An 18,480-nucleotide genomic window follows, 5' to 3' on the forward strand; every position below is an offset into this window, starting at 1 on the left:
ACAAGACGACACCTTAGTCGGTCTTGGCGGAAACGACGAATTCTACGGTGGTGCCGGTCGCGATACTTATATCTTTGGTCCTGACTTTGGAGTAGATACCATTTTCGGCTCCGGTGGAGGCGGCGGACGGATACGCTTTGAAGGTGGCATCACCCCCGACGACCTTCGTTTCGAAAGCAATGGCTTTGACCTGACGATATTTGTCGATGACGACAGCGTTAGGATTTCAGATTTCTATGATTTTGAAGGCAGCAACTCTAGCACGATCACGTCGATTGAATTTGACAGTGGCGATATTTTCCCGATCACAGACCTGCGCATCGACGACTTTGTCTACCTTGAACTTAATCTTTCGCCCTCTTTGACTCCTGGTGCGCTGGGAACGGCCCAGTTGAATGTGAATGTCACAGGTATCGGTGGCCTGCCTAACGCCGATGGTAGTACTGATGCGCAAACCCATCTGATTGCCGTTTCTGCAAATGGCGGCCTTGTGGCCGATGGGCTTGGTCGCAATTTTGCGGATACGACCTTTGTGCTGGCCAGAGGGATCGACGTCGGGAACACCGAAACGATTGATATCACAATCAAAGGGGCAGCGGGGCCGCTGTCGACACTGGGCGTCACAGCCCAGCTTGCCGATTTCAATGCGCTTACGGGTATTGCGGCACGCGCGGCTGCAATTCAGCCCGACTTTATCGCCGCAAGCACTGTTGAACGGCTCGAGGCGAATTTGACGGCCCAGCTTGGCACGACAATCGGGTCACTGAATGATGCATTGTCTGGCAACGCAGCGCGATTTGGGTCATTTGGGTTAGACACGTCAAGTGCGACCGCTGCATTGGCTTTCGCCATCGAAGTCGCTGGCGATTTCGGGTCGATCCAAGAACGTGGCCAGCTGGGGTCACTGGGGCAGGGTTGGTCAACGATAGCTGATATCGGTCTTGCGATTGATGGCGATGTGCTTGAATTGCGCGGCCTGACGGATATTGGCGCGCTTCAGTCTTTAGGGCTTGATGCTGCAGCACTTTACACGGTGTCATATTCAGCCAGCCGCGCTGTTGCTCTCTCGGGTAATGCGTTTGGCCTTTCAACTGCTGCGCGGCCTGTGTTTTCAAAAGGGATAGATGGCCAGTTTCGGGCAACAGGCGGGTTTGACGGAACTTTGACGCAAACATCAACGGGGTACTCTATTCTGACGGCAGACGATGCAGAGCTGAGGTTTGATGCGCAAGGCACGTTTATCCGTATGATCATGGCCGATGGGCTTCAGGTGACAGCGAGCCATAATGCGGCCATGCAGATCACAAGCCTCGACGGCCCCAATGGCGCAGGGCTGTCATTCTCTCGTGATGCAAGCGGTGCGATCACTGTGATCGAAGACACAAACGGCAACACCGCGACCTTGGACTACGATGCACAGGGTCGGCTTGCGTCGGTCACACGGCCAGACGGGCAATCATCGTTCGCTTACAACAGCGAAGGTGATCTGACTCAATCCATCGCACCCGGCGATATTACAAGCGCGTTCACGTTCGATGCGTTGGGACGGCTCAGCGATGCCAGCTACGGCAACGGCTTACAGACTGAAAATTTTGATTATGACGGCGCGGGTGGCCTGACGGTCACAAACGGTGCGGGTAACGCGACTCAGATTGATCTGCTGCCAGGTAATGTGGCGGGGCGGATCAGCAATAGTGCAGGTGGCGGCGCCGAGATCATCTATGATGACCTTGACAACATTTCAGGTGTACGCGCGCCCGATGGCACCGAAACGCAGTTTGAATTTGATGACGCAGGGCGGCTAACCAAGATCACGGATGCCAATATGGCAGAGCTTGGCTTTACCTATAGCGGTGATGGCGATGACCCCCTCAGCTTTACTGATGCGGGTGGCAACACACGCAGTTTTGTTTATGATGCTGGTGGTCGCATCACACAGGCCACTTGGCCGGATGGGACGACACTTGATTTCAACTATGATGCCCAAGGCAATCTGACGGGCTACACAAACCGTCGCGGTGATGATGTCGACTATACCTATGATGCACGCGGGCGCTTGTTATCTGAAACCGACAGTTCTGCCGGACCTACAAGTTATGTGTATGATACCAAAGGCAGGATGACCTCTGCCACTAATGATCAGGGCACGACCCAACTGTCTTATGATGCTGCTGACCGTGTGGTTTCACTGGATTACCCGACAGGCAAATCGCTGTCGTTCACATATAATGATGCAGGGCTCCGTGCGTCTATGTCGGACGGTGCGGATTACAACGTGTTTTATGATTATGACGGGCTTGGCCGCTTAATAGGCTTGCGCGATGCCGATAGCCAGATTGTTGTATATACCTATGATGGCGCAGGCAATCTGATCAGCGAAGTGAACGGCAATGGCACGGTGTCAGAGTTTACTTATGACAGCGCAGATCGCCTGACCCGCATCGAAAACCAAGCACCGGATGCGTCGATCAATTCGTTCAATGCGTATACTTATGATGTCGCGGGCCAGCGCCTGACCAACGAAAGCCAAGACGGCACATGGACCTATGGCTATGACGCAATCGGCCAACTGACATCGGCCAGTTTTGCGTCAACCAACGCCGACTTCGCTGATAAGGCACTGGTCTACGAATATGACGCGTCCGGCAACCGCACCCGCGTTGTCGAAGACGGAGTTGCGACACAGTACGTGGCCAATGCGCTGAACCAATACACCCAAGTCGGGGCGGCCACTTTTACATATGACGCCGATGGCAACATGACGTCCAAGGTCGAAGGCGCGGACACAACAACCTACACCTACGATCTGGATAACCGCCTTACGTCCCTAATCGAAGCAGATGGCACAGTGCTGACTTTTGCCTACGACATTTTCGGCAACCGCGTGGGCAAAACCGTTGATGGGGTCGCAACCGAATATCTGGTCGATCCGTTCGGTCTGGGCGACGTGGTGTCCGAGTATTCTGGCGGTACATTATCCGCGACCTACACCCACGGCCTCGGTCTCGCTTCTGCCGAAATCGGTGGCGAAACAGCGTTCTATGACGCTGACGCGGTCGGGTCTGTCACAACCCTAACAGGCACCAACGGCGCCATCGCCAACAGCTACGCCTACACCCCCTTTGGATCAGAACTGTCCGAGGTCGAAGGTCTGGCAAACGACTTTGAGTTTAATGGTGCATTTGGTGTTTCAGAGGATTCTGATGACCTGACATTCATGCGCGCGCGCTCATATTCGAGCGAACAAGCTAGGTTTATTAGTGAAGATCCGCTCTTCATACGTGGTGATCCAGAAAACCTTTACCGTTTCGCATTGAACTCTCCGTTGTCATTCGTAGACGCGACTGGAGCTATGGTTGATAACACCTACGGAACACCTGCCGAGCAAGTTGGACCAGAACGACCGCCCGTAGGGAGCGGGACCCATGACGCTCGGCTGGGTCGAGGAAGTGAGGCCGGTGATAATTTTCAGAAGGACATGTTCAACGCATTCAAAGAGGTCGGAGAGGTTGTATTCTCTGCTGTAATTGGTAGTAAGGTAAAGGCGCTGAAAGGTGGCATTGCTGGCATCGAAGCTGCACTCGAAGCATACAAAGCATTCAATGAGACACCTCCATATTTTGAGGAGGCCGAGAAAGTTCTCGAAGACGCAAAAAAGAGCTCAGACGCACCTGTTCCCACACGCAAACCAGTCTTCGAACTGACCCCCGACACCACCGCCGAGGAACTTATTAAGGCGACTACCGGCGGCGACACAGACTCTCCCGAGGCCGCACCGCGCCCCAGAACAGGTGGCGATCCGCATATCCAGACCTTCGACAGTCTTGGATATTCGTTTCAAGCGGTAGGCGAGTTCATCATGTTCCAAGGGACGGACGACGACTTCCAGTTCCAAGTCCGCCAGTCGCCGCTGCCCAACAACGATCTTGTGTCGGTTAACTCTGCCATTGCCACAATGCTGGGCAATGTTGCCGTCGGTATTTATGCCGACCGTGATGTGCCTTTGGTCATAAATGGCAATGCGGTTGAATTGGGCGACGGCGCGACCATCGCGGTGGGCACGGGAAGCGTTTACCGCAACTTTAACACCTATATTATTACCAATGAATTTGGCGACGGCGTCGTCGTCGCGGTGCGAACTGGCTTTACCGACTTCCTGACCATCCAGAACTTTCTCGCACCGGATCGTGCCGGCAATGTCGAAGGCCTGTTCGGCAACGCAGATGGCGATAGCCAGAACGATCTGACGTTACGCGATGGGACTGTCCTGACGCTACCTATTGCTGCGACAGAACTCTACGGCGCATTTGCTGACGCTTGGCGGATCACCGATGCCGAGTCCTTCTTTGACTACCTTGACGGCGAAAGCACCGAGACATTTACCGATCTGAATTTCCCAGTGAATGCTGTGACACTTGATGATCTGGATCCTGTAGACCGCGCCGCTGCCGAGCAGATTGCCTTGAGTGCGGGCTTGGTTCCCGGGACATTTGAATTTGAGACAACAGTGCTGGATGTAGCGTTGTCCGGTGACCCTGCGTTTGCCGATGCAACACAAGATATTCCGGCTTTTGATCTTAACTTTGATCCTGCGACTGACTTCAATACTGTGGTTCCTGTCGCGGTTAACGAAGCACCGATTGCGGGCCCAGACACCGCCACCGTTCTTGCAGGCGATTCAGTTAGCATCTCTGTGCTCTTAAATGATTCCGATCCAGAGGGAGACGCTATTGCCCTGCTGAACGGCAGCGATCCCAATGGCGGGACTGTCGTGGCGATCGGCGATCAGATCCAATTTACGCCAGCGGCAGGATTTAGCGGGACTACAACCGTCAGCTACGAACTAGGCGACAGCGCCAGAAACATTGTTACCGGTGAGATTACGATAGACGTGACAGCCATCGACGCCCCGCGCATTCTTTTCAGTGAGCGCAGTGGCGGGACATTGATTGGCGGTACTGGTGACGATCAACTTACCGGTAGTTTTGGAAATGATACAATCACTGGCAACGCAGGTGCTGATCTTATCGTTGATTCCGGTGGAAATAACGTTGTTAATGCAGGTACAGGTAACGACCGGATCGGGTTGCTGTCTGGCAACAACACTGTCACCGGCGGCTCAGATGACGACCTTATCGTTGGCGGTTATGACAATGATACGTTGAACGGCGATGCGGGCAATGATGTGATTGTGGGTGACGTATCGACCAATGTCGGCGGGGCTGACCGGATCGCGGGTGGTACGGGCGATGACCTGCTTGAAGGGCGCGGCGGTGCCGATACGTTCGTCTTTGCGACAAACGACGGGGCCGATACGATTGGCACTTTGGCGCTCGATTTTGCCAATCCCGCGAATTCCACGGTCACCGGGGCAGATTTCCAAAGCGGCGTGGATACGATCCTCCTTGACGGCTTTGGCATCACTACCGGAGTAGCAGCGCTGGCCAAAGTCAGCGATGTGGCTGGCGTGGCGACTTTCACTGATCAAGGCACGACGATTAACTTCGCAGGCCTGACTACCGCCGACCTGAGCGTCGACGATTTCCAGTTTCTCTAGGAGAGTATCCCATGACACGATTGATCAATATGCTCCGTCCCGTTGGGCTTACCATTGCTGCTCTTGGCACTCTCGCTGCTTGTGGCGGTGGCGGGGCAAGCACACCAATAGCAACGCCAACACCGTTTGCCACATTAGGCGATACAGCATCACAACAAAGCGCTGCACTTGCAGCCGCGTCGCTTGATACGGGTGCGCGGACAACGTCGGCCCTGACCGGGACGCTGAACCGTGCGGGTAACACAGCTAATATCGGCACGCTGTCTGGCGCGATTAATGCGAACCGTAGCGCTATCACTTTGACTGCAGGGGGCACCGTTGCCCTGCAAGCAGGCGCGAATTCTTTTTCGACCCGCTACATCGCGACCCCGACAACCGGCAACGCAACAATCGGCGTGCTGGGCGCGGTCACGCCTACCGCTGATCTACCCGGCGGATCAGTCACAATGACCGGCCCTGCGACAGTCACAATTCAAAATGGCACAGCGCTTTTTGACCTGACCGGAGATGCCACGATAGCTGCGAACTTTGGCACTGACCGCGTCACGACAACCCTGTCAGGCTTGAACGGCACACAGACCAACGGCGTTACACCGGCGGTCAATGTGACGGATGTGGCAACGGTCACAATCACAGGCTCCACGATCACCGGTGCAACATTCAACGGCGGCACAATCGCCGTCATGTCTGCAACTCTTCCAACCATCAGCGCGGGCGCAGTCACCAGCACAAACGGAGCGTTCTTCGGTCCCACAGGGAATGAGGCAGGCGGTGTATTTGTCGCAGACGACACAGCCACTGGGAACCTGCGCATCTTTGGGGATTTTATCGGGAAGTAACGCGGACGGATATGACGAGTAGTCATAGTGATCAGAAACAATCAAACCTTGAACCAGGCGGGAGGCTCTGCGCGAGTATCAGATTTTGCAACGTGCGGGGTTTTGGGTAGCACATGGGTAACAACCGACGTGTGGTTGTAGTTGGCGGTATTTGGGCTGTCTTGGCGATTTATCTAAATTATTATATCTATATCAACAAGTTATCATGGCGACATTTGGGTTTTTGTGGTGACTCTTCTTCATTTTAAGACCGATTGAAAATCCTCGTGTCGGTGGTTCGATTCCGCCCCCGGGCACCATTTATCAGCTTAGCGTTTTATGTTTGCAGTGTGAGCTAAGCCTCACGCGCTTTATCGACACGTGCCCGAAATGGCCCTTACCCAATTGCCTCAAATTATCGGCAATTCTGGTGCGGCGCGTTTGGTGAGCAGGCGGGGGGAGCCGTCTGTGATCACGATGTTTTCCTCGTGCACCATCATCAGGCCGTTGCCGTATGTCACGGATGGCTCGATGGTGAGCACCATGTTTTCCTGCAATGCGGTCGTGTCAAAGGCGGCATGGGACGGCTGTTCTGTCAGTTGCAGGCCAAGGCCGTGGCCAAGACGTCCGACAGCGCCGCCGCTTTCGTCAAGTTCAGCGATCACGCGCGACATGGCATGGAAAAGATCGCGGCATGTGGCACCGGGATGTGCGGCGTCGATGCCGGCCTCGGTTGCACGCCACAGCACGTCATAGGCGCGGCGGGCGGCGTCATCTGCGTGACCGATAGCCCAGTTGCGATCAAAATCGCAGAAATAACCATCCCATGTGCAGCCGGTGTCCAGCATCAGTACATCACCTTTGCGCAGCGGGCGCTGAGAGGGGAGAGAAATGACGTCGGCATACCCACCCTGATCAGCGCCACCAACCACGTAGGGTGCGTTATCAGCCCCCAAGCCAATCGCGGTGCGACGAAACTCGCGGAAGATCGCATCAAGGGCCATGCCTTCACGTGCGAAGTCAGGCGTGGCCGCGAATGTTGCTGATCCGATGGCGCAGATATGGGCCAACTTTTCGATTTCGGCGTCGGATTTGACCATGCGCAGGCCCTGAACAAGTCCGGTGGCATCGGCGATGGACAGACCGGGCAGGGCGGCTAGCAACCGCTCCCAGTCTGACAGTGGCATGCGTAGATGCGTCTCGTGACCCTTCATAATGCCAAGGCGGGCCTTAGCCGTGGCCAGCGGTGAAAGCAATTCAGTCAGCAAACTGATCCCGTCATCATGCGGTTGCGGGGCGGACCACGTGCGCACATCTTCAAGCCAACCGCGCCGCATAAGGTCGGCACCGATCTCGGGGATCACAGCGACTGGTTTGCCGCTGGCGGGAATGAATAGAAACCATGGTCTTGTGGGGCTTTGCCAGAATGGGGTCTGGAAGCCGCTGAAATAGGCAAGCTCTGCTTCGGACATCAAAAGCAGACCATCCAGCCCATCTGCCGCCATAAGGTCTTGCGCCTTTTGCGTGCGGGTCGCGAATTCGGACGGGGCAAAGCCGCGTACGGGGGCATTTTGTATCATGAGCGTCTGCCATCGCGATGATCGAGGAGGTTGCTCCAACGAAGGCTATAGATTTGTGGATACTCGGTCATAGCTGCGACGGTCCGTTTCGATAACTGTAGTGGTCAGCCAAACAGTGGGCCAAACCGTATTAAATATCTAGGCAGTGAAGCCTTGGGCAGTTTCATCAGCAGTGAGGCGGCTGGCTAGGGACGCAGCAGCAGTGTGATAATCTCAAACGCACCAACGGATAGCGGGATAGCCCCATCAATCAATGCCAAGTCGTTAATGTGATCCTCAAAGATGGTCACACGCGCTGCGGTTTTGAGTGAGCCGTTGAGTTGGATGGTCGTATCTGTCGCTTGGCCGTGTGCCTCGAAAATCCGGATGACGACGCCATCGCCAGTGTCCGAAGGTTTGACCGTTTCCACGACGACATTGGGCGCGGCACACTGGACGAGGGGGCGATTGACAGGGGCGTTTTTCCCGCCCGCAGGCAAGACCCGCAAGGGTGCGTTCAGATCATAAGCCTCGTGATCGAGCAGGGCAGGATTATTTGCGGCATATGGCAAGAGGGCATAGGTAAACTGGTGCGGGCCTTGATCGGCCTGTGGGTCCGGCACGGTGGCGGATTTGATCAAGGTGATACGGATGCGCCCGCCCAAAACATCATAGCCGTATTTGCAATCGTTCAGAACGGCGACGCCGTGAGTGTCATAGTGCAAGTTGGCCCATTTTTGCGCGGGCACCTCAAACCGTGCAGCGTCAAAATCGGTGTCTCGGCGTGTGCTACGCGTCACCCGCCCCCATTGCGTATCAAAACTGGCGTGGTCAGAGATCACTGTCGTGTCAAACGCGGCCTTCAAGAGCGTGTGGGTTTCATGCCAATCCACGTCCGTTACAAAATCAACGCGGGCGGAATGGGCGCACAGGCGCACGGTTTGTGTCATCACACTTGATCGCCAGCGGGTTGTGAATGTGATAGCCACACGTAGAGGGCCGGTTTCGGTAATCTGTGCGTTGGTGTCTCCGGTCACAATATCCCAGCGGTCCTCGTAGCTGGGGTCGATGTCCCACGCATCCCAACAGATCGGGCGATCTTCAAAAGCGATAAGCTGATTACCGGGGGTGCCGTCTGTCAGGATCTCGCGCTTTGCTGATTTATCGAAGACGCTATCCAGCGTGCCTGTCGTGGAAAGGGCCACTTTCACATGGCCGTTTTCCAGAACGTATCCCGTGTCGTGTTCGCTGATGGTGACAGGCGCATCGGGCAGGCTGGCATATGCAATGGCGGTGACGGCGTAGGGTTGCAGATCAGGGAAATGCACCAGCACACCGTCGGCTGTCGGCTGGCCCATCGCGGGATCTGCATCGGGAATAGTGGCCAGACGCGCACCAGCGGTCGGGGCGGTATTTATGACGCTGGCAGTGTCACAGCGCAGGGCGTCCGCGGCCTTTTGCGCTGCGGCCTCGGTCAGTGTGGCGATGGTGACATAGTCGCGGCGTGCTTCTTCGAAAACCGGCGTGATCGACGTGCCGGTGATGATGTCGTGGAACTGGTTGAGGCACAGCAACTGCCACGCTTGCGACAGATCAGGGGTGTGGCCCGCCATAGCCGCCAGCGCCTCGGCCTCGTGCAAGGCCCACTCCGCCTTGCGGTTCGCACGCTTGATCCAGCCTTGCGATGTATAGGTGCCGCGGTGGCCTTCCATGTAGTGCTCGCCGCGCCAGACAGGCAGGTCGGTGGTGTCGGCGATGGCGGCAAAAAGGGCGCGGACGCTGCTGTAGCGAAAGCGCGGCATACCTGGCATGTCGCCAAAGGCGCGTGCCTTGGCCAGTAAGTCTTCGGTCGGGCCACCGCCGCCGTCGCCATAGCCAAAGCAGATCGGCAGGTCGCGCAGATTGTCCGGTGATGTGGCGCGGGTGACGGTGCCAAGCACCTCTGGCGCGGACAAATCGCTTTTGTAATTGGTGGGAAACGGCAGGTATTGCACGTCGCGTGGCGTCGTCAGGATGTGGGCCAGCACGCGGCTACCATCCAGCCCCTCCCAATGGTGGGTCGAGCATGGGACGGGGTTGCATTGGTTCCAGTTCAGTTTGTTGGTCACAAACCACTCCAGACCGGCCAGCTTCATCAACTGCGGAATTTGGGCGGGAAAGCCGAAGGTGTCTGGCAGCCACAAGACTGGCGTTTCCACATCACCGAACCGGTCGCGGAAATAGGTGCGTCCCAAGACCAGTTGCCGGATCAGTGCTTCGGGTCCGGTGGTGTTCAGGTCCGGTTCCACCCACATGCCGCCCATCACCTCCCAGCGGCCTTCGGCAACGCGGGCCTTGATCTTGGCGAACAAAGCGGGGTGATCGGTTTCGGTATAGGCGTAAAGCTGCGGCTGGGAATGCGAAAACCGGAAATCAGGATCCGCCTCCATCAATCTCAAGACGTTGGTGTAGGTGCGCGCGTTCTTGAGCCTGATCTGATCGATCGTCCACAGATACGCGATGTCCATATGCGCGTGGCCGATGCCGTGCAGCGTGACGTCCATCGCGGGTCCCGCCAAGGGCAGTTGGGTTCGAAGATGATCCAAGGCGGCGGGGGCCGAGGCATAAAGCGCATCACCAATCGGGTCGCGCGTATCCAAAAGCCGCATGGCGCTATCAAGGCAGTCCAGCAGTGCCGTTCCGGTTTCGGTATCCAGCACGTTGACGCTGTCCAGCGCAGCCTTGGCCAATTGCACAAACGACAAAAGCGCCGGGTCGCGTTGAACCACTGCGGGCCAGCCCATCAGCAGCTTGGAGCGAGAATGTGGATCGGGCGGCCATCCGGCCAGTCCCGTCCAGCCGTGCAGGGACAGCACATGGTCGCGGCCATCGGCCAGCGCAGGATCAAGCGTGATCGTGTGGTGATACCTGTCCGCCGATCCAATGGGGGTGTTATCGACGTAGACCAGTGCCTCAGGATGATTGAACACGTCCCCCAGCACGCCCAGCGGCAGATGCAGGGCTAGATCATCGCCGCTCCAACTGTCAGGCACGCGAATTGAGGACTTCATCACAAAGTTCAGATCGGCATGTCCCCAGTAAGTCTCGTGAGGGATTTCATCCCACTGCGCGTGATCGGCACAGATCGGTGGTGACAGCGTCGGCCCGTCAAGCGGCAGAACCCGAAAATGCGGGAGCGGTGCGCTGTGCCGATGGACATATGGTGCGATCAACTGCAAGTGCGCCGCAATTTTTTCGGCGGTAAAGGGCCAGCCGCGTTTCATCTGCTTTTCAGGTCAAATCCGGCCACCGCACCGCGCATCACGGGATCGGCCTTGGCGGCTTCGGCCTCAAGCTGCGTCGGGTCCCAGTCGGCGCGCCCGTCGCCCCAGCTACGTTCAAGGTCGGGCCAGGGAATACTATCGATCAAAAGACGGGTGTAAGGATGCTGCGGCGCGCCGATCACCTCTTTGGGCGGGCCGGATTCAACCACATTGCCCTTGAACAGCACCATCACATAGTCGCTGACATGATAGGCGGTTGCCAGATCATGTGTGATATAAAGAATGCTGATCCCGTATTTGTCTTTCAGATCGTAAATGTTCGACAGGATCGACGCGCGCAGGGATGCATCAACCATCGACACGGGTTCATCCGCAATCAACAGTTTCGGCGACAACATCAGCGCCCGTGCGACCACCAACCGCTGACGTTGCCCGCCGGACAGCTGATGCGGGTAGCGCTGCAGCACAAGATCGGGGTCCAGCCCGACCGCGGCGCAGGCCTCTTCCATCGCTTGTTGGGTATGTGCGGGACTTTTTTGCAGGCCGAACTGTTTGAACGGAAATCTCAACGCGTGGTTCACGCGGTAGAACGGATTGAAACAGGCATAGGGATCCTGAAAGACCGCTTGCACGTTTTTACGAAATTCAAGGCTCTGGCTGGCGTTCATGCCCGCCACATCCTGCCCCTCAAACAGCACCTGACCTTCGCTGGGCGGGTTAAATCCCAGCATGATCGACCCCATCGTCGACTTGCCTGATCCCGATTGCCCAACGATGGAAATGATCTGCGGCGTGTCGCCTTGCAGCGTGAACGATAGCGGGTGCAAAGCGGTGACGGTGCCATAATCCTTGCGGACGTTTTCAAAGCGCAAAAGCGGCTCGCTTGATGCGCGTTTCGGGGCTTTGGCGCGGGCATCAGGATTCAGAAAGCTTTCACCCCCGACAAGCGGCACTGATGAAATCAGGTCTTGCGTGTAGGCGTGTGCGGGCGCGGTCAGAATTTGCTGCACCGTGCCATGTTCAACCAACTCACCATCCTTCAGCACGGCCAGCTCGTCCACCGTCTGGGCCATCAGCCCCATGTCATGCCCGATCAGCATCAGACCCGATCCGATATCACTTTGGATCGCTTTCAGCGTCTGCATCACCTGCCGCTGTGTCACCACATCCAACGCCGATGTAGGTTCGTCTGCGATAATCAGTTCAGGGTTCAGGATGATCCCCATGGCAATGCAAACCCGCTGCTTCATCCCGCCGGACAATTCGTGTGGGTAGAGATCGGCGGTGTGCAGGGGCAGTCCGACGCTTTCCAAAGCGGCGTCCGAACGGCGTTTCAGCTCTGCGCGCGGCAGGGTGCCTTCATGTGCGATGATGCCGTCCCACATCTGCGGTTCGACCCGCATGACAGGGTTCAGCGAATTCATCGCCCCTTGCGGGATATATGCCACGCGGCTGAGACGGGTGCGGCGCATATCCTCTTCTGACAGGTTCAGAATATCGGTGCCCGCCAGTTCAATCGTGCCACCAGACACGCGACCCGGTTCGGCCAGCATCTGCATGACGGCCAATGCGGTTGTGGTCTTTCCCGACCCGCTTTCACCGATGAACCCGACGCGGCGGCCTTTGTGAATTTCAAGGCTTAACGCCTTGACGGCCTGCACCACGCCAGCGGGTGTCGGAAATTCAATCGACAGGTCCTTGAGCGTCAGGACCGGTTTATCGGTGGGCGCATTATCCAGCATCAGCTTAGCTTTCTCAGGCGGGGGTTGGATACTTCATCAAGGCCAAGATTGATCAGCAGCAGGCCGATGAACATCACACCCAACAGCAGCGTCGGGATGCCCCACCACCACCACAGGTTCTGGATCAGTGCGCCTGCGTTGATCGCCTCATAAATTGTGCGGCCCAGTGTCGGGATGCGTTGCGGGCCAAGGCCCAGCACTTCCAGCCCGACAGCCGTAACAATCGCTGTGGTGACAGAGGCGATGAACGACCCGAAGAGGTAAGGCACAAGGTTTGGCAACATCTCGCGGAACATGATGTGGCGCGTGGATGCCCCCGACAGTTGCGCCATCTGCACGTAGCCCGATTGCTTCATCGACAGCACTTGGGCGCGGATCAGGCGGGTGGGCGATTGCCAGACAAAGCCCGCGATCAGCAGCGCCATCATGGTCAGGGTCACATCACCAAAGGCAGACTGAAACACGACAAGGATCAGCAGCGGCGGGATCGTGATCATCACGTCGGCGCCCACGCGGATCACATCGTCGGTCCGTCCGCCCAGAAAACCTGCCGAAAAGCCCAAGAAAATCCCCAGTGACATCCCGATGAGTGACGCCAGCAGGCCAACGAAAAGCGTATTCGGCGCGCCGATAATGATCAGCGCCAACATATCGCGCCCGCCGCCGTCGGTGCCAAGTGGATGATCCCAGACACCGGGCTGGCGGCGCAGGTTTTCAAAGCCTACGGGCGGCAATTTCAATTGCGCCGATCCGGTGAACACCAGATCAAGATTCCAGAGCAAACGCCCGATCAGGCCAATCAAAATAATCGCCAGCAACAGACCCGCGCCCCACATCAGTTTCGGGTTCAGCCACGGATTGTCAAACCGCCGGATGCGGCGGGCCTGCCGTTTCTCGGCGCGGGTCATTGGGACGTTGTCTTGGCTGGTCATACTGCGCGCCTTTCCCGGAGGGTGTCCAAAGGGTGCATCATCTTATGCAGTCTCGTGCCGGATGCGGGGGTCGATGAAGGGATAAAGCAGGTCCACAAGAAACACCGACAGGGCTGTGATCAGAATAATCACGTAACTGACGCCCTGAATGACCGGAAAATCCTGATTGAGGATCGCATCGTAAAGAAGCTTGCCCATGCCATTGTAGGCAAAGATGCGTTCCACCAGAACTTGCCCCGCAATCAGCAACCCGATCTTGAGCGCGAATGCGGTGATCTGCGGCAGGATCGCGTTGCGGATCATGTAGCGGTACAGGATGTAGCGCGGACGAAGACCCTTGGCCTCGGCCAGCTTGACGTAGTCTTCGCCTTGCACGCCGATCATCAGGCCGCGCATGCCCAAGGCCCAGAAACCAAAGGTCACAACAACGATGGAAAGCGCGGGCAGAAAGCCGTGATGCAGCACGGATTTCACAAACGCCCATGTCCAGCCGGGTTCGACAAAAATCGAATAGGCGCCGGTGAGGGGGAACCACTGGAGTTTGGCGGAAAAGACCCACATCAGCAAAAGGCCCGACAGGATCGGCGGGATTGATGTGAAGACCATCGCGGCGGGGATCGCGACCTTTACCAGCTTGGGGGAGCGTTCCCAGACCATCAGCGCGCCCAGCAGGTTGCCGATAAAGAACGTGATCAGCAGCGACAGGATCATCAGGCCCATCGTCCACGGCAGCGCATTGAGGATCAGCGTGGACACAGGGGTCGGGAAGGCCGCAGTCGACAGCCCGAAGTCAAACACCAACGCACCGGTGATGTATTTGAAATATTGCACAAAAAACGGCTGATCGATCCCCATGTTCGCGCGCAGTTGGGCCAGTATTTCCTCGGAGTTTTCAACCGCTCCGGCACCGGCGGCCATGCGGCCCAATGCGATCTCGGCGGGGTCAACAGGGGACAGGCGCGGGATGATCCAAATGATCGTCGCGGCGATCAGGATCGTCAGCACGAAGGTCACGGCGCGATTGATGAGATATGATCTGGGGATGCGTCCCATGGGGCAGGTCCTGTCACAGATGCGGGCCGAGGCGGCGGTTGGAAATGGCAAAACGGGGCTGTGATTTGCGTGCACCGGACGTGCACTGCGCGTGCACCGCCATGTCGAACTGTCGTCATATGCGTAAGTGTCGGACCGGCGCGTTCGTTTGCGCCGGTCCTCGTCGCTCGGGGAGGTATCAGTTACCAGCCGGTTCCAGATTGTGGATGATCTGGTGGGTGTGGTTCCACCAGAAGAACGGATGGTTGTAGTAGTTGTCGGCGGTGGGCCAGCCTGTCCAGTATGTCTCGTTCATGGGCAAAAGCTTAGCCGCCTGCACCAGCGGGATGAACGGCATTTCGCGATCCAGATGGGCGTAGGCATCGGCCACCAGTGTCGGAATATCCTCGTCGCCCAGCGGCTTGTCCGCGATCACTTCCATGATGGCGGAATAGGCCTCAGCCGCGTCACCATCCCAGCGGGCGGTATTGTTGAAACCGGGAGAGCGTTCGCCAACCGGCACCACGTCTTTGACGGTGTAACGGCCCATCGACGCCCATGGTTCGTTCACCGATCCGCATGACAGCCAGCTATAGGACATCTCGTAGGCGCCAAACGGCAGGACTTCGCCCCAGAACACGCCGTTTTCAACTGGCACGGCTTTGGCATCAATGCCTGAGCGTTGCAGCTGTTCGACCACCACATCAATCGTGCGGGTGTATTCGGTCGAGGCAGAGTTCACGTGGATATCAACCGAAAGCGTTTCACCGTCCTTGGTGTAGTAGTCACCGTCGCGGGTCCAGCCTGCCTCTTCGATCAGCGCCTGTCCGGCGTCCACATCCGCAGTGGCTGACAGACCGTAGCCCGCCTCAAGCACGGCATCGATGAACGGGGCCATTGATCCGTATTGCGCAAACATGGTTTCGGATGCCGTTGTCGTGCCTTCGTAAGCCACATTCACGATCTGCGTGCGGTCGATGATATTGGCAACGGCGCGGCGCATGTTTGGGTCATCCCACGGCGCGACGGTTGTGTTGATCTCAAGCTGGCGGGCACAAGGGTCAGCGGCGGAAAACGGATAGTCGGCATACCACGCGATGACATTAGGGTTTTGCGCCTGAATAGCCTCGAACGTGCCGACAGTGACGTTCTGCGCCGCATCAAGCTGGTTGGACGCCATCAGTTGCGCGCGGCTTTCCTCACCACCAGATTCAAGGAAGATCACACGCTCTGGCGCGGGCAGATCCATGAAGCCTGTCTTGGCACCCCACCAATCATCGTTCCGGTCCCAGATCGCGCGGTTCGATGCCGCGGACGAGAACGTGTAGGGTCCTGTGCCGATAGGCGGATTGAATGCGAACGTGGCTGCATCCTCACCGTTCCAGACGTGTTCAGGCATAATCAGAAATGATCCGAAAATCCGCACGCCGAAGTTTTCGACAACAAAGCGCGGGTTTGGCGCGTTGAGCGAGAATTTCACGGTCAGATCGTCGATTTTTTCCACGCTCGCCACCTGTGCCTTGATCGTGCTGGCTTCGCGGCTTGAGATGTCTTCGTTGGTCATGGCGATATTGGTCGTAAAGACCACATCATCGGCGTTGAACGCCTCACCGTCGGACCATTCGACGCCGTCGCGCAGGGTGATCGTAAACTCGGTGCTTTCGTCGTTTTGTTCAAAGCCGGTTGCCAGCCAAGGGTCCAGATCACCAGTGCCGTAGTTCAGGATGAAAAGCGGCTCCCACATGGTTTGGTGCGCGCCGTGCATCCGCTTGGTGCCCGGTGTCATCCAGTTGAAGTTCTCGGGGTCCTGAATGGTGCGATCCAGATCAAAAATGACCGTGTTTTCGCGGGCTACATCCTGCGCAAAGGCTGCCGTGGCGACCAGCGCCATGGCCGATGATGCCAAAAGCGTTTTCGTAAGGTTCATGTCGTTCCTCCCAGTTTCGGGCCATTGCCCTCATGTTGGCCCTCGCGGGCGTAGTCCATGACCAGAACGCGGGTGCGGTCCGGCAGGTCATCTTGTGTAAGTGTTGTTTCGCAGCCAAAGGCGAAATCGATGTCGTCCTCTTTGAAATGGCTCAGAAAGCTTTCGATCCACATCGTATTGCGTGGCCGGTATGTAAGCGTGCGGAAATGCATCGGGATGACCAGCTTGGGTCTGGTGCGGTGGATCATCTCCATCAGATCGGGAAGTTCCAGCGTCAGATACCCGCCAGCCAGCGCGAACAGCACGTCGGTGTCTTCGAAAAACGCCTGCTGCGCGTCGGTCAGCGGATTTCCCACATCGCCCATATGCGCAAACTTGATCCCGTCGAGCGTGAAACGATACATGCCGTTCTGGCCCGGCACGGCGTGTTCGGGGTGGTGGTCCCACTCGGCCGCTTCAATCGCCGTGATGTTGATGTTCAAGGCCGTGGTCGCCCCACCGTTTTGCGCCACGGTCAGCGCGTTCACGACTGTTGGGTCGCCCGCAATCAGGTCAGCGCGGCAATGGGCGCTGTCGTCATCCGATGAGATGATCACCAGATCGGCGGTGTCTGTGATGGGGGCATAGCCCACGCCTTCGGGCGTATATGGATCGGTGATGATGCGCGGACCGCTGTCAGGCGTCAGGCCGAATGCTGCGTGTCCATACCACTTCACCTGCATCAGTTATTCCCCACAACATGCGGTGACGTGGTTTGCGTGATGTCATTGTTGGTCGGGCGGGGGTGGGTCTTCCACGCGCCTGCATCGCCACGGCACAGGATCGCCTCGACCCCGCTGGCCCACGCGGGATCGGTGATCTGCACGGACGGCGGACAATAGCGCAGTGTAAACCCGCAGCGGCGGCGATCAGACGTGTTGGGCAATGATCCATGCACCAACATATCCGCATGAAGCGATATTTGCCCCGCTTTGAGGGTATTCGTGAACGGAGTGCCCAATGCCTCGGCGTTGGCGGTTTCCTTGTGGAAAACTGCCGTGGCGCCAGTGGACTGCACGCCCATCGCGCCCTGATCGTGGGTGCCGGGGATAAAGCGCATCGCGGAATTTTCCGCATCAGCGTCATCAATGGCAAGCCAGACCGTCACCGTGCGGGCAGGGGACAGCGCCCAGAACGACGCATCCTGATGCCACGGCACGGCTTTGGGATCGTGCGGTTTCTTGGACAGGATCGCCGTTGCCCAGCACAGAATATCGGGGCCAATGATGTCGGCCACGTGATCCAGAATACGCGGGTCTGTCGCGATATCGTAAAGCCCCGAAAGGCGCGCCTGATAACAGTTGATGCCGTAGTGCCCCGCATCGCCGCTGGCGGACATCAGCCCGTCGACATAGCCGCGGATCGCGACCATCTCTGAGGGCGAGAACACGTCAAACGGTTGCACAAACCCGTTGGCATTGTAGCTGGCGATATCGTCTGCGGTCAGTTTCAGCCCCGCGTGCTGTGGCACAGGCGCAAAGCTCAGGTCTTGCTTTTCCACTAACATGACATCCCCTCCTGCGTGGTATGGTTGAGCAGGGCGCGGCAGGAGTCACTAACGTGCTTTGACATAATTTTGCACTTATTTGATATTTATGTGCCGCAGGGCAG

Annotated in this window: 10 protein-coding genes; 2 read left to right on the plus strand and 8 right to left on the minus strand. The window is 57.4% G+C overall.

The annotated features are described in order from the left end of the window. Both V8J84_RS05280 and V8J84_RS05285 read left to right on the plus strand, forming a co-directional pair. Window positions 1–5,557, plus strand: a 5,557-nt coding sequence (locus tag V8J84_RS05280; protein WP_339928705.1) for an Ig-like domain-containing protein, incomplete at its 5' end; no start/stop codon positions are given. 11 nt (window positions 5,558–5,568) lie between these two features. Then, complete coding sequence (locus tag V8J84_RS05285) at window positions 5,569–6,396, plus strand: transferrin-binding protein-like solute binding protein (RefSeq protein ID WP_339928707.1); 828 nt, start codon at window positions 5,569–5,571, stop codon at window positions 6,394–6,396. A gap of 389 nt (window positions 6,397–6,785) precedes the next feature. On the opposite strand, the gene V8J84_RS05290 is transcribed toward V8J84_RS05285, so the two are convergent. From V8J84_RS05290 to V8J84_RS05325, 8 genes are all read right to left on the minus strand, one after another. Then, window positions 6,786–7,955 (minus strand): M24 family metallopeptidase, encoded by a 1,170-nt coding sequence (locus V8J84_RS05290; protein WP_339928709.1) that lies wholly within the window; start codon window positions 7,953–7,955, stop codon window positions 6,786–6,788. A 185-nt stretch (window positions 7,956–8,140) separates the two neighbouring features. Next, a complete protein-coding gene (locus V8J84_RS05295) occupies window positions 8,141–11,197 on the minus strand; it encodes an alpha-mannosidase (RefSeq protein ID WP_339928711.1) in 3,057 nt (1,018 codons plus the stop codon). Continuing rightward, a complete protein-coding gene (locus V8J84_RS05300) occupies window positions 11,194–12,939 on the minus strand; it encodes an ABC transporter ATP-binding protein (RefSeq protein ID WP_339928713.1) in 1,746 nt (581 codons plus the stop codon). Before V8J84_RS05300 ends, V8J84_RS05295 begins: the two co-directional genes overlap by 4 nt. After that, a complete protein-coding gene (locus V8J84_RS05305; RefSeq protein WP_339928715.1) occupies window positions 12,939–13,871 on the minus strand; it encodes an ABC transporter permease in 933 nt (310 codons plus the stop codon). The genes V8J84_RS05300 and V8J84_RS05305 overlap by 1 nt, the downstream gene beginning before the upstream one ends. A gap of 42 nt (window positions 13,872–13,913) precedes the next feature. Continuing rightward, window positions 13,914–14,924, minus strand: a complete 1,011-nt coding sequence (locus tag V8J84_RS05310; RefSeq protein WP_339928717.1) for an ABC transporter permease — start codon at window positions 14,922–14,924, stop codon at window positions 13,914–13,916. Window positions 14,925–15,102: 178 nt separating this feature from the next. After that, window positions 15,103–16,830, minus strand: coding sequence for an ABC transporter substrate-binding protein (locus V8J84_RS05315; RefSeq protein WP_339928719.1), 1,728 nt, complete (start codon window positions 16,828–16,830; stop codon window positions 15,103–15,105). After that, window positions 16,827–17,552, minus strand: coding sequence for an MBL fold metallo-hydrolase (locus tag V8J84_RS05320; RefSeq protein WP_339928721.1), 726 nt, complete (start codon window positions 17,550–17,552; stop codon window positions 16,827–16,829). Before V8J84_RS05320 ends, V8J84_RS05315 begins: the two co-directional genes overlap by 4 nt. Beyond that, on the minus strand, window positions 17,552–18,376 hold the full coding sequence (locus tag V8J84_RS05325) for a phytanoyl-CoA dioxygenase family protein (RefSeq protein ID WP_339928723.1): 825 nt from the start codon (window positions 18,374–18,376) through the stop codon (window positions 17,552–17,554). The genes V8J84_RS05320 and V8J84_RS05325 overlap by 1 nt, the downstream gene beginning before the upstream one ends. Window positions 18,377–18,480: the final 104 nt, after the last annotated feature.

The organism is Yoonia sp. 208BN28-4 (genome assembly GCF_037543925.1).
Classification (GTDB): domain Bacteria; phylum Pseudomonadota; class Alphaproteobacteria; order Rhodobacterales; family Rhodobacteraceae; genus Yoonia.

What these genes read in the sequence shown, in the direction of transcription:
- V8J84_RS05325 (WP_339928723.1), bottom strand. Translation starts at nt 18,376, where the DNA reads ATGTTAGTGGAAAAGCAAGACCTGAGCTTTGCGCCTGTGCCACAGCAC.
- V8J84_RS05285 (WP_339928707.1), top strand. Translation starts at nt 5,569, where the DNA reads ATGACACGATTGATCAATATGCTCCGTCCCGTTGGGCTTACCATTGCT.
- V8J84_RS05295 (WP_339928711.1), bottom strand. Translation starts at nt 11,197, where the DNA reads ATGAAACGCGGCTGGCCCTTTACCGCCGAAAAAATTGCGGCGCACTTG.
- V8J84_RS05305 (WP_339928715.1), bottom strand. Translation starts at nt 13,871, where the DNA reads ATGACCAGCCAAGACAACGTCCCAATGACCCGCGCCGAGAAACGGCAG.
- V8J84_RS05300 (WP_339928713.1), bottom strand. Translation starts at nt 12,939, where the DNA reads ATGCTGGATAATGCGCCCACCGATAAACCGGTCCTGACGCTCAAGGAC.
- V8J84_RS05310 (WP_339928717.1), bottom strand. Translation starts at nt 14,924, where the DNA reads ATGGGACGCATCCCCAGATCATATCTCATCAATCGCGCCGTGACCTTC.
- V8J84_RS05315 (WP_339928719.1), bottom strand. Translation starts at nt 16,830, where the DNA reads ATGAACCTTACGAAAACGCTTTTGGCATCATCGGCCATGGCGCTGGTC.
- V8J84_RS05290 (WP_339928709.1), bottom strand. Translation starts at nt 7,955, where the DNA reads ATGATACAAAATGCCCCCGTACGCGGCTTTGCCCCGTCCGAATTCGCG.
- V8J84_RS05320 (WP_339928721.1), bottom strand. Translation starts at nt 17,552, where the DNA reads ATGCAGGTGAAGTGGTATGGACACGCAGCATTCGGCCTGACGCCTGAC.